Source organism: Jiangella alkaliphila (genome assembly GCF_900105925.1).
Taxonomy (GTDB): Bacteria; Actinomycetota; Actinomycetes; order Jiangellales; family Jiangellaceae; genus Jiangella; species Jiangella alkaliphila.
On record NZ_LT629791.1, the window covers coordinates 648042 to 663942 of the forward strand.

Below are 15901 nucleotides of genomic sequence, written 5' to 3' on the forward strand. Positions count from 1 at the left end.
TTGGAGTTGTTCGCCAATTGCCGGGCGAATTGTCCGGTAGATGGCCGCATAACTCCAAGATCAACATCGGTGAGGGGTGCGGCTAGTTCGCGGCGCCGGTGAACACGACGGCCACGCCCGCGTCCGCCGGGCCGTCGACGACCCGCACGCCGGCCGGCAGCGGGTCGAGCAGCGACTGCCGGTCGGGGTGCGACACCCACACCGACCTGCCGGGCATCACCAGCAGCGTCTCGGCGACGGTCTTGGTGCTCATCGGGTACTCCGCTTCTGCCGCTGAACGGCACTCGTGCGCCGTCTCGGAACACCTCCAGCATCGTACCGACAAATCTTTTTGTCAAAGATCGCCTCCTTGTCGGTGGCGCCGCCCACTTGACAGCCCGATGTCGCAGGTGTTTCTTTATGACTAACTTTAGTCCCGAAGGAAGTGTCGGATGCCCGTTCCCCGCGGTGACCTCACCCGCTCGGCCGTGTTGGCCGCGCTGGGCACGTCCGGCCCGCTGAGCAGGACCGACATCGCGCGGACGCTGGGCGTGAGCCCGGCCACCGTCACCCAGATCGTGAAGGACCTGCTGGCCCGCGGCCTGGTCGCCGAGGTCGAGCACCGGCCGTCCCGCGGCGGACGGCCCGCGGTGCTGCTGGGGCTGGTCGGCTCGGCCGGACGGGCGCTGGGCGCCAAGGTCGCCGCCGACCACGTCGCCGTCGTCGACGTGCGGCTGGACGGTCAGGTGCGCCAGTCGTGGGACCGGCCGTTCGACGCGATGGCGGCCGACGCGCCGGACCGGCTGGTCGACCTGCTCCGGCCGCTGGTCGAGGCGCCAGCCGGCGACGACGCGCCGATCCTCGGCGTCGGCGTCGGCGTCCCCGGCGCGGTCGACGACCAGGAGGCGGGCGCCGTCGACGCGCCGACGCTGGGGTGGCGGCGGCTCGCCCTCGGCGCCCGGCTGCGCGCCGCCCTGCCGGTCCCCGTCCTGGTCGAGAACGACGTCAACGCGCTCGCCGTCGCCGAGCGGCTCTACGGCCGGGGCCGCGAGCACCGGAACTTCCTCGTCGTGACGATCGGCCGCGGCGTCGGCGCCGGGCTGGTCGTCGACGGCAGCGTGTACCGCGGTGCGGGCGGCGGGGCCGGCGAGTTCGGCCACTTCCCCGTCCAGCCCGGCGGCCCGCGGTGCTCCTGCGGCAACGCCGGCTGCCTGGAGGCGTCGGTCGGCCAGGAGGCGCTGCTGCGCGCCGCGCACGAGGCCGGTCTCGACGCACCCGACGCGACGATCTTCGCGGCGGCCGGCGAGCTGTTCGGCCGCGGCGTCGCCGGGCTGATCAACGTGATGGACCCGGAGATCGTCATCGTGCTCGGCGAGGGCACCCGCGCCTGGGAGCACTGGCGGCCGGGGTTCGAGCCGAGCCTGCGCGCGCACCTGATGCCGTCGCGGCGCGGCGTGCCCGTCGTCGTCGAGTCGTGGGACGACACGTCGTGGGCCCTTGGCGCCGCCGCGCTGGTGCTCGCGACGCCGTACGACGCGGCCGGCGCGACCGGCGGTCAGGGCGAGCTGGTCCGGGCCCGGCTCGGCGGCGCGCTCGCCGGGGAGCTGCCGTGAGCACGACCACGACCAGCCGCCCCAGCGACGCCGCGACGAAGCGGCCGCGCCGGTCCCGCCGCAACCGCAACGCCCTGCGCTACGGCGGCAACCGGCTGCGCTACGCGGGGATCGTCGCGCTGTTCCTCGCGCCGAGCCTGGTCCCGCTGACGCTGTTCACGCTAGTCCCGATGGTCAGCTCGCTGTGGGTTGCGCTGCACGACTGGAACCTCATCACGCCGATGGAGTTCGTCGGCCTGGCCAACTTCCGCGAGCTGCTCTCCGACGGCGACACCTGGGCGGCGTTCGGGCACACGCTCGGCTACATCGCCGGCTACCTGCCGCTCGTCTACCTCCTCGGCCTCGGGGCCGCCCTCGCCCTCAACACCGCGCTGCGCGGCCGCAACGTGTTCCGGGCGGCGTACTTCCTGCCGGTCGTCACCAGCTGGGTGGTCGTCGCACTGCTGTGGCGCTGGCTGCTGAGCCCGTCGAACGGCCTGGTCAACCACCTGCTCGGGCTGGTCGGTATCGACGGACCCGGCTGGTGGACCGACCCCGCGTGGGCGATGCCGTCGGTCATCCTCGCGTCGGCGTGGAAGGACCTCGGCTTCGTCATGATCATCCTGCTGGCCGGGCTGCAGGCGGTCCCGGGCGAGCTGTACGACGCGGCGCGGGTCGACGGCGCCAGCGCCTGGCAGCGGTTCCGGTACGTGACGCTGCCGCTGCTGTCACCGCCGACGTTCTTCGTGGTGGTCATCTCGCTGATCAACGGCTTCCAGGTGTTCGACCAGGTGTACGTGATGACCGGCGGCGGCCCGGCCGGGTCGACCGAGGTGGTCGTCCAGCAGATCTACGACCTCACCTTCCGGTACGGCCGGGCCGGCGACGCGTCGGCGCTGTCGTGGCTGCTGTTCGTGGTGGTCCTGCTGGTGACGATCGTCCAGGTCCGCGGCCAGCGCCGGTGGGTGACGTATGCGTAGGGCCGCGCTGTACGCCGCCGTCACCATCGGCGCGCTGATCATGCTGTTCCCGTTCGTGTGGACGGTCGTCACGTCGATCACGCCCGGCGCCGGGCTGGGCGCGCCCGACCTCATTCCCGACGAGCCGGGGCTGGACGCGTACCGGACGCTGCTCGACGCGATGCCGTTCTGGCGGATCCTGGCCAACAGCCTGTGGATCGCCGTCGCGTCGACGCTGCTGCAGCTCGTCACCAGCGCGATGGCCGCCTACGCGTTCGCCCGGCTCGACTTCCCCGGCCGCAACGCGCTGTTCCTGGTGTACCTCGCGACGCTCATGGTGCCGATGCAGGTGCTCGTCGTCCCGCTGTTCATCGAGATGCGCGAGCTGAACCTCGTCGACACCTATGCCGCCCTACTGGCGCCGAGCATCGCGTCGGCGTTCGGCGTCTTCCTGCTCCGCCAGGCGGTCGCGCAGGTGCCGATCGAGCTGGACGAGGCCGCGACCATCGACGGCGCCGGGCACCTGCGCATCTTCACCTCGATCGTCTGGCCGCTGATCCGCCCGGCGCTGGCCACGTTCGCCGTCCTGGCGTTCATGTCCAGCTGGAACAGCTTCCTCTGGCCGCTGGTCGTCATCCGCTCGCCGGAGCTGATGACGCTGCCGCTCGGCCTGTCCACCCTGCACGGCCAGTTCACGACCGAGTGGGACGTCGTGATGGCCGGCTCCGTGATCAGCATCGTCCCGATCGCCGTGCTCTACCTCGCGGCGCAGAAGTACGTCATCCAAGGCGTGGCCCGCTCCGGGCTCAAGTGAATGGAGTTCCCCATGGCTCACCCGATCCGGCTCGGCGCCGTGGCCGCCGCGGCCGCACTTCTGACGCTTTCGGCCTGCTCGCAAGGGTCCGCGACCCGCGAGGACAACGGTGAGGACGGCGAGGTCGTCGTCCGGTACCAGGAGTTCTCGTCCAACGGCGGCAACGAGCAGAACCTCGAAGCGATCGTAGCGGCGTTCGAGGAGGAGAACCCGGACATCGACGTCCAGGTCGAGACGACTCCGTACGCCGACTACTTCACCAAGCTGCAGACGGCGGTCGCCGGCGACACCGAGGCCGACGCGTTCGAGCTGAACTACGAGAACTTCGTGACGTACGCCGACAGCGGCGCGCTCGCCGAGCTCGACGTCGACGGCGACGCCTACACGCGGTCCCTGCTGGAGGCGTTCCAGCACGACGGCGCCCAGCTGGGCCTGCCCGAGTCGTTCAGCGACGTCGTCCTCTTCTACAACAAGGACCTGTTCGCGGCGGCCGGCGTGCTGGAGCCGACGGCGGACTGGACGTGGGAGGACGAGCGGGCCGCCGCCGAGGCGCTGACCGACACCGCGGCCGGCGTCTGGGGCGACTACCAGCCGGCGACGTTCCACGAGTTCTACAAGGCGCTGGCCCAGGCCGGCGGGCAGTTCCTCACCGAGGACGGCAGCGCGACGGCGTTCAACAGCCCCGAGGGCATCGCCGCGGCGACGTGGCTGGCCGGCAAGTCCGGCACCGTCATGCCGACCGAGGCCGACGGCGCCGGCACGCCCGACTTCGACTCGACGCTGTTCCGCGACGGCAAGCTGGCCATGTGGCACAGCGGCATCTGGATGTTCGGCCCGCTGGCCGACGTCCCGTTCGAGTGGGACGTCGTCGTCGAGCCCGGCGACACCACCCCGGCCAGCGCGATGTTCACCAACGGCGTCGTCGTCAGCGCGAACAGCGAGCACCCGGAGGAGACGCAGGCCTGGCTGGAGTTCCTCACGTCGTCCGACACCACGGTCGACACCCGGCTGAGCGCCGGCTGGGAGCTGCCGCCGATCGCCGACCAGGACAAGCTGGCGCCGTACCTCGAGCAGTCGCCGCCGGCGAACCGTCAGGCCGTCTTCGACGCGCTGGACGCGACCGTGCTGCCGCCGGTGATCGTCCGCCAGCAGGAGATGCAGGACGCCGTCACCGAGGAGCTGGGCAACGCCGCGGCCGGCCGCAAGACCGTCGAGCAGGCCGTCGCCGACGCCGCCGCGCGGGTGGACGAGCTGCTGTGACCGACCTCTCCACTCCGGCTGACCTCGGCGAGCTGGTCGCGCTCGCCGAGGCCGGCCACCGGGTCATCGCCTCCCACCAGGCCCCGTCCGGCGCCTACCCGGCCAGCCCGACGTTCAGCGCGTACCGCGGCTACAGCTGGTTCCGCGACGGCGCGTTCATCGCCGAGGGCGCCAGCCGCTACGGCGACGCCGACGGCCCGGCCGCGTTCCACCGCTGGTGCGCCGACGTGCTGGCCAAGCGGACCGACCAGGTCGACGCGCTGGTGGCGCGGGCGCTCGTCGGGGAACGCATCCCGGTCGCCGACATGCTGCCGACTCGGTACACGATCGACGGCGGCGTCGGGAACGACCCGTGGTGGGACTTCCAGCTCGACGGCTACGGCACCTGGTTGTGGGCGCTCGCGGCGCACGCCGACCGGCACGGCGCGGTCGACGGGGTGGACGGCGGCGTGGTCGCGGCGGTCCGGTACCTGACGACGTTCTGGGCCCGGCCCTGCTACGACTGGTGGGAGGAGCACGTCGACCACCGGCACGTGTCGACGCTGGGCGCGATCCGGGCGGGGCTGGCGGCGGCGACGTCGCACCCGGCGCTGGCCGGTCCGCTGCCGGCGGGTGACCGTTCGGCGGCCGTGGAGGCGGTCGAGGAGATCGACGCGCTGGTCCTGCGTGACGGCGTCGCCGGCGGCCATCTGACGAAGTGGCTCGGCGCTGGTGACGTCGACGCGAGCCTGCTCGCGTGCGTCGTGCCGTTCGGGCTGGCCGGGGTGGACAGCGAGCTCGGGCGGGCGACGGTGTCGGCGGTCGAGGACGCGCTGTGCGTCGATGGCGGCGTGCACCGGTACGCCGCCGACACGTTCTACGGCGGCGGGCAGTGGCCGCTGCTCACGGCGTTCCTCGGCTGGAACCACGCGGTGGCCGGGCGCCGGGACGAGGCGCTGGCCGCCCTGCGGTGGATCGCCGCGCAGGCGACGCCGTCGGGCGAGCTGCCCGAGCAGGTCGGACACCACCTGCTCGCCCCGGACCGCGAACAGGAGTGGATCGACCGCTGGGGCACGGTTGCGACGCCGCTGCTGTGGTCGCACGGCATGTACCTGACGCTGGCGGCCGAGCTCGGCCTGGTGGGGAGCGCGCGATGATCCGGCACCGTCCGTTCGGCTCCGAGCACCCCTACGCCGTCACCGGCGACCAGCGGGTGCCGCCGCTCCCGGTGGGCGGCGAGACGTGCGAGCTGCGGGCACGCGCGTCGGCGCCGGTGACGTCGGTGGTGTGCGAGTGGTCCGGCCCGGCCGGGGACGAGACCTGGCCGCTGCTGGCGCCGTCGTCGGCGGGTTCGTCCGAGGACGGCGACGGTGACGGCGGGCACCTGGCGGCCGCCCAGGCCCGGTCGCTGGCGGACCGGTCGTACTGGTCGGTGACGACGCCGCCGCTGGGCGCCGGGACGACGTACCGCTATCGGTTCGTGGCGACGACCGCGTCCGGTGCGGTACGGCGGACGCGGTGGTTCTCGGTGGCGGCGGGTTCGTGGTCCGCGTCCGGCGGGCGGCTGGACGTGTCCGGCGGGGACCGGCTGGTCCCGGGCAGCGTCGAGTGGCTGACCGGTCCGGAGGGGCAGCGGCGGGTCCGGTTCGCGCTGCGGCTGGCGGCCGACGAGCGCGTCGTCGGATTCGGCGAGCGCTACGACGCCGTCGACCAGCGCGGCCGCACGCTGGACGCCGTCGTGTTCGAGCAGTACAAGGCGCAGGGCGCGCACGGGCGGACATACCTGCCGATGCCGTTCGCGCTGGTCGTCGGGCCGTCCGCGTCGTGGGGGTTCCACGTCCGCACCGCCCGGCGCACCTGGTACGACGTCGGCGCGACGACGCCGGACCAGCTGGTCATCGAGACCGACCTGGCCGGCGACGACGCGCTCTCCGTCGGGGTCTTCAGCGGGTCGCCCGCCTCCGTGCTGGACGCGTTCCTGGCCGAGGCGGGCCGGCCCGAGACACTGCCCGACTGGGTGTTCCGGCTCTGGGCCAGCGGCAACGAGTGGAACACGCAGGCCCGGGTCATGGCCGAGTTGGACGCCCACCGAGAGCGCGACATCCCCGTCGGCGCCCTGGTCATCGAGGCGTGGAGCGACGAGTCGACGTTCACCGCGTTCCGCGACGCCGTCTATGACGTCAATGAGGACGGCGGGCCGCACCGGCTGGCCGACTTCACCTTCCCGGCCGACGGCGCCTGGCCGGACCCTCGCGGGATGGTCGAGGAGCTGCACGGGCGGGACGTGAAGGTGCTGCTGTGGCAGATCCCGCTGCTGAAGATGCGGCCGCACCCGCGCGGCCAACTGGCGGCCGACGCCCGCGCGGCGGTGTCCGGCGGGTTCGTCGTCACCGAGGCGGACGGGCGGCCGTACCGCAACCGCGGCTGGTGGTTCCCGCTCGCGCTGATGCCGGACCTCGCGTCGGAGAAGGCGCGCGCGTGGTGGACGTCGAAGCGCCGGTACCTGGTCGAGGAGGTCGGCATCGACGGCTTCAAGACCGACGGCGGCGAGCACGCGTGGGGGCATGACCTGCGGCATTCTGATGGAGCGCTGCGTGGGCTGGCCGGCAACAACCGGTTCCCGGTCGAGTACGCGCGGGCCTACGGCGACCTGCTGCGGTCCGCGGGCAAGGCGCCGGTGACGTTCAGCCGGGCCGGGTTCACCGGATCGCAGGCGCACGGCGCGTTCTGGGCCGGCGACGAGGACTCGACGTGGTCCGGCTTCCGCGCGGCCGTCGTCGCGGGCGTCACCGCCGGGGCCTGCGGGATCGTCTACTGGGGCTGGGACCTGGCCGGCTTCTCCGGCGACGTGCCTGACGCCGAGCTGTACCTGCGCGCCGCGGCGGCGTCGGCGTTCATGCCGATCATGCAGTACCACTCCGAGTTCAACCACCACAGGCTGCCGTGGCGCGACCGCACCCCCTGGAACGTCGCCTCGCAGACCGGCGACGAGCGGGTGCTGCCGGTGTTCCGCCGGTTCGCCCACCTGCGGGAGAAGCTGGTGCCGTACCTGTCGTCGGCGGCGTCGGCCACTGTTTCGGGCGGGGCGCCGCTGATGCGCGGCCTGTTCTTCGACTTCCCGGCCGATGCCTCGGCCTGGTCGGTCGTCGACCGCCAGTTCCTCCTCGGCGACTCGCTGCTGGTGGCGCCGGTGCTGTCGGCCGGCGCGTCGACGTGGGACGTGTACCTGCCGGAGGGCTCGTGGGTGGACGTCTGGACGGGTGCGGTGCTCTCGGGTGGACGCACGGTGACGCGGCCGGTGCCGATCGACGAGATCCCGGTCTACTGCCGTGCGTCCGCGTGGCCGGCCCTTCGCCCGGCGTTCGAGGACCTGCCGTAAACCGGTCGTCCACGAGCGCCGCCGTGCGGCAGGGTGAGCCCATGACGTCCCGCATCTCGCATACGAGCATCGACTGCGCCAACGCCTACGAGCTGTCGGAGTGGTGGAAGCAGGTGCTCGGCTACGTCGACATCGCCGACGACCCGAACGAGCCCGGCCACGAGGAGTGCATGATCCAGACGCCCGACGGCAGCCACCAGGTGCTGTTCATCGAGGTGCCTGACGAGAAGACGGTCAAGAACCGCGTGCACTTCGACTTGCGTCCCACCGACCGCACGCAGGACGAGGAGGTCGAGCGGCTGCGCGGCATCGGCGCCACCGTGGTGGCCGACCACCGCGGCAAGTACGGCCCCGGCACCGGCTGGGTCACGCTCGCCGACCCGGAGGGCAACGAGTTCGACATCCTGCGCAGCGACGCCCAGCTCGCCGCGGCGGCCAAACAGTCCTGATCCGAGCGATCCGACGACGAGCGGCCGTCGACCACCGATGAACCGGACATGCCGGTACGAACGGGAAGTTCATCGGGGGTTCACGCGGGCGACGGCCGCGGGGCGGATGCTGCGCGCCCGGCCGATGTTGGCTGTGCGGAGTCTCGTCACGCCGTAGGAGGGGCCGGTGCCGATCGTCCACCGCCATGGGTCACGCCGGCTGGCCGCCGTCGCGATCGCGGCCGTCATACCCGCCGTCGGGATGCTGGCCGCGGCGCCGCCGGTCAGCGCGCATCCGTTCGGGCCGCCGCTGTCGGCGCGGCTGGACGTCGACGGGGCGGAGGTGGCGGTCACCTGGACCGCGGCCGAGGACGACTGGGTCAGCCTGGGCGAGTTCCTCGGCGCGTTCACCGGGCAGACGGACCAGACCGGCGGAACCGGTGAGCAGCTGACCGGCGCCGAACTGCTGGCCGGCTCGGACAACCTGCCCAGCTATCTGCTCTCGCATTTCGTCATCGAGCAGGACGGGCAGCCGTGCGAGGGGCAGGTCACGCAGCTGCAGGACCTGCTGACGCTCGGCGCCCAGCTCGTCTACACCTGCCCGCAGCCGGTCGACAGCGTCGAACTGACGGTCACGACGCTCACCGACGTCAACGAGAACTACCGCACGGTCGTCACGTCAGACGTCGCGTCCGAGCCTGAGCAGGCGCTGTTCACCAGCACGACCGCCACCCAGCAGTGGAGCTTCGACGACTCGGCGGGCGGCGGGACGGCGCAGACCGCGCTGATGGCGGCCGGCGCGCTGATCCTGGCCGGCGCCGCCGGCGGGCTGCTCTGGTGGCGCCGCAGCGGTGCCCGGCCGGCCGCGGCCGCCGACGAACGGGCCGCCGCACCCACCGTCGGGGCGGCCCTGTGAACTGGCTCTACGAACTCGACAACCGGCTGATCGCGCTGTTCGACACCCCCGGCGTCTGGTGGGCCGGACTGGTAGTCGCGGTCGTGGTGGGCTGCGCGCACGCCGTCGCGCCCGGGCACGGCAAGACCATCGCGGCCGCCTACCTGGTCGGCGCGCACGCCCGGTACCGCGACGCGCTCGTGCTGGGCGCGATCGTCGCCGGCATGCACACGTTCTCGGTGCTCGTGCTGGCGCTGGGCTGGGTCGGCCTGACGGCGTCCGGCGGCACCGACACGCGCCTGCTCACGTCCTGGCTGCAGGTGATCTCCGCGCTGATCGTCGTCGCGGTGGGCGCGGGGCTGCTGCGGCGGTACGTGCGCAGCGTCCGGTCCGCACCGGCGCTGGCCGCGGCCGGCCATGGACACGGCCATGGGCATGGGCATGGCCACGGGCATGGGCACGGTCACGGTCACGGGCACGGTCACGGTCACGGCCATGAGCCGCCGCCCGGGGTGGCGCCGTGGTCGCGACGCGGCCTGGTCGCACTCGGCCTGTCCGGCGGGCTGCTGCCGTCGCCGTCGGCGTTCCTGATCCTGGTCAGCGGCATCCTCACCGGCCGGACGGCGTACGCGCTGATCCTGGTGGTCTGCTTCGCTATGGGGCTGGCCGGGACGCTGACCGCCGTCGGCCTGCTGGTGATCAAGGGCAGCGCGATGCTGACGGACTCGGCGCACCACTCGTCCCGGCTGCGGTGGCTCACCCGCGGCGTGCCGCTGCTCGCCGCCGTCGGCGTGACGCTCGGCGGGCTGGTGTACCTGGTGGTCGGCCTCACCGCCGTCGCCGGCGCGTCCTAAGGCGCCGCGAGCTCCAGGAAGCCGTCTTGCACGAGCGTCCGGATCCGCGGCAGCAGGTCCGCGCGCAGCGCCGCGGCGTCGGCATCGAGCACCCTCGCCAGCGCGTCGACGAGCGTCCCGGCCGGCAGCGTCCCGTCGCAGGCGCCGACGAACCCGGCCTCGGCGGTTCCGGCGGTGACGGCGCGCAGCAGGCCGCGCCGCTGCCGGAGCACGAGGTGCTCGGGATCCTCGTCGCCGGGCCGGCCGACCTGCTCCTGCACGACGCCGTCGGCCTGCACCAGCCGGGCGGCCAGCAGTGCGTCGTCCGAGATGCGCAGGTCGGCGACGCGGTCGAACCAGGCGGCGACGGCGGGCGCGAGCGGCTGCTCGACGGCGTGCGGCCACTCCTCGATGCGCACGGCCGGGTCGGCCGCACCGGACCGGCGCAGCGCGATCCAGCCGAACCCGATGCCCTCGACGCCGTTGTCGTCGAACCAGCGCAGCCAGTCGGCGTAGCGCTGCGCGTAGCCGGCGTCGCCGACCTCGCCGGAGTCGCGCAGCCACAGCTCGACGTACTCGGCGGGGTCCTCGACCTCGCGCTGGAGCACCCACGCGTCGCAGCCGGTCGACGTGACCCACTCGCCGAGACGGTCGCGCCAGTCCTCGCCGCGCTTGTGCGTCCAATTCGCCAGCGATTGCATCAGCCCGCCCTCGGCCAGGTGCGCGGCGCCGTCGACGACGACGCGGCGGGAGATCTCGTCGCCGGGCAGGCCGCCGTCGCGGTAGACGTGCGTGCCGCCGGGCGAGACGACGAACGGCGGGTTGGTCGCGATCAGGTCGAACGTCTCGCCGGCGACCGGCTCGAACAGGCTGCCGCGGCGCAGGTCGACGACGTCGGCCAGGCCGTTGAGCCGGGCGGTCAGCGCGGCCAGGGCCAGGGCCCGCGGGTTTACGTCGGTCGCGACGACCCGGGCGCTGTGCCGGGCGAGGTGCAGCGACTGCACACCGCAGCCGGTGCCGAGGTCGAGCGCGCGCTCGACCGGCCGGCGGACGGTCAGCTGGGCGAGCGTGCTGGACGCGGCGTTGAGGCCGAGGACGTGGTCGTCGGGGATCGGCGCCCGCTGGCCGTCCATGCCGGGCGTGAGGTCCGCGACCACCCACCAGTCCCCGGCGTCGTCGGCGTACGGCCGGATGTCGACCACGGCCCGGACGGTGTCGCCGTCGGCGCTGGCTTCGAGGATGCCGCCGGCCAGCAGCGGCTCGACCGGCAGCACCCGCTCGAGCAGCCGCCGCTCGGCCGGCGTCTGCAGCGACCAGAGCCGCGCCAGCAGCGCCGGCGGATCGTCGCGCCCTGCGACGGCCAGCCGGCCCGGCGTGGTCTCGTTGCGGTCCAGCGCGGCGGCCGCCCGCGCGCCGAGCAGGTCGCGGATCCCGTCGACGGAGTACCCGGCCGCCCCCAGCGCGTCGCGCACGCGGGCGACGTCGTCGTCGGACAGGCCGGGATGTCGTGTCGTCACGCCGATATTCTGTCGTGGTGACCCAGAACCCGTTCGGACCCGACGTCATCGCGGCGGTCAGCCGCCACATGAACGACGATCACGCGGCGGACTCGCTGGTCATCGTGCGTGGCCTCGGCGACACGCCGGACGCCACGGCGGCCCGCATGACGCACCTCGACGGCGTCGGCGTCGACTTCGCGGTGACCGTCGGCGGCGCCGAGCGCCCGGTGCGGGTGCCGTTCTCGCGGCCGCTCACCGAGCGCCCGGAGATCCGGCACGAGATCGTCCGCCTCTATACCGAGGCCCGCCACGGCGCTCGGCATCGAGCCCGGCACCGAGGACTGACGCTGGCCCGCGCGGTCGGCGTCCGTATCCGGTACGCCGACATCCCGGCCGCGGTGCGCGACTGGGTCGAGAGGTTGTTGGGCTCGCCGGTCGTGACGACTCACGAGCAGGTCGGCGGCATGTCGCCCGGCTGCGCGACCCGGCTGGTGACCGCCGGCGGGCGGACGGCGTTCGTCAAGGCGGTCGACGCGTCACCACTGCAGCCGGGCACGGCGGTGCTGTTCCGGCGCGAGATCGAGGTGCTCCGGTCGCTGCCGCCGGCGCCGTACCGGCCGGCCCTGCTCGCCTCCTTCGACGACGGCAACTGGGTCGCCCTGCTGCTCGAGGACGTCGACGGCCGCATGCCGGACCTCGCCGACCCACACGGCGCCGACGCTCTCGCCGTCCGCGACCTGGTCGAGCGGCAGTCGCGCGAGCTGACGCCGTCGCCACCGAGGCTGACGAACCGGCGGCTGCCGGAGATGGCCGAGCGCTGGCGCGAGCGCTGGGCCGAGCTGGCCGGCGCACCCGAGCACGTGCTGCCGCCCTGGATGGCCGGCCGGATCGCCGAGCTGTACCGGCGGGTCGCGAAGCTGCCGGACCGGCTGGTGGTCGAGTCGCTGTGCCACTGGGACGTGCGCGAGGACAACCTGCTGATCCGGCCCCACGGTTCCGCGGTGATCGTCGACTGGGGCATGTCCTGCCTCGGCCCGTCCTGGGGCGACGTGTTCATGCTGGCGCTGACCTGGGTGGACACTCCGGCGTTCGACTCGCAGACCGCGGCACTGCCGGTCGATCCGGACGTCGTGACGGATCTGCTGCTCGCGTTCGCCGGGTCGCAGGCCTGGCGCGCCGTCCAGCCGCCGAAGCCCGGGCTCCCGACGCTGGCCGCCTACTGCCGCGCCGAGGCCGCCCGCGGTTTCACCGGCGTCTACCGACGACTCAACTGATTGCGTTTCGAGATCAGTCTCCGCTAGGGTGGGCACCGCCGCTTGCAGATCGCAACCAGTGGAGGTGCACCATGGGAACGCTGATCTACGAGATGATCACGTCGCTGGACGGCTACATCAACGACGCCAAGGGGGAGTTCGACTGGTACACCCCTGACGAGGAGCTGCACACCTTCGTCAACGAGGCGACCCAACCGGTCGGCACGTTCCTCGTCGGGCGGCGCATGTACGAGACGATGGTCTACTGGGAGACGGCCCACACGATCCCGGACCAGCCCGAGTTCATGCTCGAGTGGGCGCGGATGTGGCAGGCCAGGGACAAGATCGTCTACTCCACCTCGCTCGAATCCGTCAGCAGCGAACGGACCCGGCTGGAGCGCGCCTTCGACCCCGACGCCGCCCGCGCACTGAAGGCGTCGACCGAGCGCGACCTCACCGTCGACGGGCCGGAGCTCGCCGCGACGGCGCTGCGGGCCGGGCTGGTCGACGAGGTCGGGCAGTACGTCTGCCCCGTGGTCGTCGGCGGCGGCACCCGGTTCTTCCCCGACGACCTCCGCCTCGACCTGGAACTGGCGAGCGAACACCGGTTCAACAACGGCGTTGTCCACGTGCGCTACCGGGTGCGCTGATACCGAGCGCGCCGGTACTGAGTGCGTTGGTCAGGTTGCGGCGGCCACCGGCTTGGACCGGTCGGCGAGCATCCGCACCGCCAGCCCGGCCAGCACCGAGCCCATCACCCAGCGCTGCGCCCGCATCCACACCGGCCGCGACCCGAGGAACGACGCCAGCGACCCGGCCGTCAGCACGATCAGCGCGTTCACCGTCAGCGCCACAGCGATCTGGGTCAGGCCGAGCACGACGCTCTGCGCCGCCACACTGCCCCGCGCCGGGTCGACGAACTGCGGCAGCAGCGACACGTAGAGGATCGCGATCTTCGGGTTGAGCAGGTTGGTGACCATACCCATCGTGAACAGCCGGCGCGGCGGATCGGCCGGCAGCGGCTTCGGGGCGAACACCGACTCGCCGCCCGGCCGAATGGCCTTCCACGCCAACCACAGCAGGTACGCCGCCCCGGCGATCTTCAGGGCCGTGTACAACGCCGGCACCAGCGTGAACACCGCCGCGATGCCGATGGCCGCCGCGAGCAGGTAGACGAAGAACCCGGCCGCGACGCCGGTCAGCGAGATGAGTCCCGCGCGGCGCCCCTGCGTCACCGATCGCGACACCAGGTAGATCATGTTCGGCCCCGGCGTGAGCACGAGGCCCAGCGCGACGGCTGCGATTCCGAGCAGCGCTCCGGTGGTCACCATGCTCGCTCCAACCCGCCGCCCGCCGGATCGATTCCGGCCCTTCGTCCGCCGCTTGAGGGTTGGCCGGTCGATCCGCCCTGGTCACGGGGCCGCCAGCGACGCGAAGTCTCCGGGACGACTTCAACGACACGATGGAAGTCATGAGTCTCGACACGGAGAAGACGCAGGTAGATGCCCGATCCGGACGGCGGTGGTGGACGCTGGCGGTGGTGAGCGCGGCGCAGCTGCTGGTCGTCCTGGACGGCACGATCGTGAACATCGCGCTGCCGTCCGCGCAGGCGGCACTGGGGATGCCGGACGGAAGCCGGCACTGGGCGATCACCGCCTACGCGCTGACGTTCGGCGGGCTGCTGCTGATCGGCGGGCGGGTCAGCGGCGTTCTGGGGCATCGGCGGTCGTTCCTCATCGGGCTGCTCGGCTTCGCCGCCGCGTCCGCGCTGGGCGGCGCGGCCGGATCGCCGGAGCTGCTGTTCGGCGCGCGTGCCCTGCAAGGAGTGTTCGCCGCGCTGCTCGCCCCGGCCGGGCTGTCCTTGCTGTCGACGACGTTCACCGGGCGGGACCGGGGCCGGGCGTTCGGGGTGTTCGCGGCCGTCGGAGCGGCGGGCTCGGCGGTCGGGCTGATCGCCGGGGGGCTGCTGACGGAGTACCCCGGCTGGCGCTGGTGCCTCTACGTCAACGTGCCGATCGCGCTGCTCGCGGCGCTCGGGGCAGGCCTGGTGCCGGCGGACCGGGCGATCCGTGACCGCAACCGCGGCCGGCTCGACGCCGACGGCACGCCTACCACCCCCGGTACGAACCCGGCGCCGGCCGACCGGGCGACCCGCGACCGCGGCCGGCTCGACGTCAGCGGTGCGCTGCTCAGCCTGGCCGGGTTCGCCGCGCTGGTGTACGGGTTCGCCCGGGCCGAGTCGCTGGGGTGGGGCTCGGCGCGAGTGTGGACCCTGCTGGCCGGCGGGCTGGCGCTGCTGGCAGCGTTCGTCGTCGTGGAGTCGCGGGCGGCCCGGCCGTTGCTGCCGCTGCACGTACTGCGCCACCGGGCCCGTGCCGCCGCATTCGTCGCCGTGACGCTGCTGTTCATCGCGATGTTCGGGTTCTACCTGTTCATGAGCTACTACACGCAGACGGTGCTCGGATACTCGCCGGTGCGGGCCGGCCTGACGCTGATCGTCAACGCCGTCGCCGCGCTGGCCGGGTCGGTGTTCGTCGCCGGGCGGCTGTACGGGCGGGTCCGGCCGGCGGCGCTGATCGTGCCGGGCCTGCTCGCCGCGGCGGCCGGGACGCTGCTGCTCACCCGGCTGACCGCGGACACACCTGACGTGTTCGTGCTGTACCTGCTGCCGGCGATGGTGCTGACGGGGTTGGGCCTCGGCTGTGTGCTCTCGCCGACGGCCGGCCTGGCCACCGAGGGCATGCGCGGCCACGACATCGGCGCCGCGTCGGCCACCTACAACGCCGCGCAGCAGGTCGGCGCCGCGCTGGGGACAGCCCTGCTCAACACGGTGGCCGCGGCCGCGACAGCCGCCGCCGTCGGGTCCACGCAGGCCGCCGCCTCCGTGCACGGCTACACGACCGCACTCGCCGTCGGCGGCGGGATCCTGCTGGCGGCCGCCGCGCTGACCGCTGTGCTGCTGAGCTCTCGCCGCCATGGTTCCTCCCATCCGAGTTGATCTTGAAAGAAGAGTATGCCAACCTTCTTTCAA

At 73.0% G+C, this 15901-nt stretch carries 15 protein-coding genes; 12 read left to right on the forward strand and 3 right to left on the reverse strand.

The annotated features are described in order from the left end of the window. Positions 1-82: 82 nt before the first annotated feature. Positions 83-253 (reverse strand): hypothetical protein, encoded by a 171-nt coding sequence (locus tag BLV05_RS35475; RefSeq protein WP_157524182.1) that lies wholly within the window; start codon positions 251-253, stop codon positions 83-85. A 178-nt stretch (positions 254-431) separates the two neighbouring features. On the opposite strand from BLV05_RS35475, the gene BLV05_RS02960 reads away from it, so the two are divergent. The 9 genes from BLV05_RS02960 (at position 432) to BLV05_RS03000 (ending at position 10139) form a co-directional block, all read left to right on the forward strand. After that, complete coding sequence (locus BLV05_RS02960; protein ID WP_046766529.1) at positions 432-1592, forward strand: ROK family transcriptional regulator; 1161 nt, start codon at positions 432-434, stop codon at positions 1590-1592. Positions 1593-1687: 95 nt separating this feature from the next. Continuing rightward, the gene (locus tag BLV05_RS02965) at positions 1688-2551 is read left to right on the forward strand and encodes a carbohydrate ABC transporter permease (RefSeq protein ID WP_046766762.1); all 864 of its coding nucleotides are present in this window, start codon (positions 1688-1690) and stop codon (positions 2549-2551) included. Next, positions 2544-3344 carry a carbohydrate ABC transporter permease gene (locus tag BLV05_RS02970; RefSeq protein WP_046766528.1) on the forward strand — a complete coding sequence of 267 codons (801 nt, stop codon included), beginning with the start codon at positions 2544-2546 and terminating at the stop codon, positions 3342-3344. Before BLV05_RS02965 ends, BLV05_RS02970 begins: the two co-directional genes overlap by 8 nt. Positions 3345-3356: 12 nt before the next feature. Further along, complete coding sequence (locus BLV05_RS02975) at positions 3357-4604, forward strand: ABC transporter substrate-binding protein (protein ID WP_046766761.1); 1248 nt, start codon at positions 3357-3359, stop codon at positions 4602-4604. Further along, on the forward strand, positions 4601-5740 hold the full coding sequence (locus BLV05_RS02980) for a glycoside hydrolase family 15 protein (protein ID WP_052762031.1): 1140 nt from the start codon (positions 4601-4603) through the stop codon (positions 5738-5740). Before BLV05_RS02975 ends, BLV05_RS02980 begins: the two co-directional genes overlap by 4 nt. Further along, positions 5737-7962, forward strand: coding sequence for a glycoside hydrolase family 31 protein (locus BLV05_RS02985; RefSeq protein ID WP_046766527.1), 2226 nt, complete (start codon positions 5737-5739; stop codon positions 7960-7962). Before BLV05_RS02980 ends, BLV05_RS02985 begins: the two co-directional genes overlap by 4 nt. A 41-nt stretch (positions 7963-8003) precedes the next feature. Continuing rightward, the gene (locus tag BLV05_RS02990) at positions 8004-8411 is read left to right on the forward strand and encodes a VOC family protein (protein ID WP_046766526.1); all 408 of its coding nucleotides are present in this window, start codon (positions 8004-8006) and stop codon (positions 8409-8411) included. A 166-nt stretch (positions 8412-8577) separates the two neighbouring features. Further along, positions 8578-9306 (forward strand): hypothetical protein, encoded by a 729-nt coding sequence (locus BLV05_RS02995; protein WP_046766525.1) that lies wholly within the window; start codon positions 8578-8580, stop codon positions 9304-9306. Beyond that, complete coding sequence (locus tag BLV05_RS03000) at positions 9303-10139, forward strand: hypothetical protein (RefSeq protein ID WP_046766524.1); 837 nt, start codon at positions 9303-9305, stop codon at positions 10137-10139. Before BLV05_RS02995 ends, BLV05_RS03000 begins: the two co-directional genes overlap by 4 nt. Here BLV05_RS03000 and BLV05_RS03005 read toward each other — a convergent pair. After that, positions 10136-11635, reverse strand: coding sequence for a DUF7059 domain-containing protein (locus BLV05_RS03005; protein WP_082154872.1), 1500 nt, complete (start codon positions 11633-11635; stop codon positions 10136-10138). The genes BLV05_RS03000 and BLV05_RS03005 overlap by 4 nt on opposite strands. Positions 11636-11652: 17 nt before the next feature. Between BLV05_RS03005 and BLV05_RS03010 the strand changes: the two genes are divergently transcribed. Both BLV05_RS03010 and BLV05_RS03015 read left to right on the forward strand, forming a co-directional pair. Further along, complete coding sequence (locus BLV05_RS03010; protein WP_152690522.1) at positions 11653-12891, forward strand: DUF2470 domain-containing protein; 1239 nt, start codon at positions 11653-11655, stop codon at positions 12889-12891. 71 nt (positions 12892-12962) lie between these two features. After that, positions 12963-13520, forward strand: a complete 558-nt coding sequence (locus BLV05_RS03015; RefSeq protein ID WP_046766522.1) for a dihydrofolate reductase family protein — start codon at positions 12963-12965, stop codon at positions 13518-13520. Positions 13521-13550: 30 nt separating this feature from the next. Here the strand turns inward: BLV05_RS03015 and BLV05_RS03020 are convergent, their stop codons facing one another. Further along, positions 13551-14201 (reverse strand): LysE family translocator, encoded by a 651-nt coding sequence (locus BLV05_RS03020; protein WP_046766521.1) that lies wholly within the window; start codon positions 14199-14201, stop codon positions 13551-13553. A gap of 140 nt (positions 14202-14341) precedes the next feature. On the opposite strand from BLV05_RS03020, the gene BLV05_RS03025 reads away from it, so the two are divergent. After that, entirely contained in the window at positions 14342-15868 is a 1527-nt protein-coding gene (locus BLV05_RS03025; protein ID WP_046766758.1) for an MFS transporter, read from the forward strand. Positions 15869-15901: the final 33 nt, after the last annotated feature.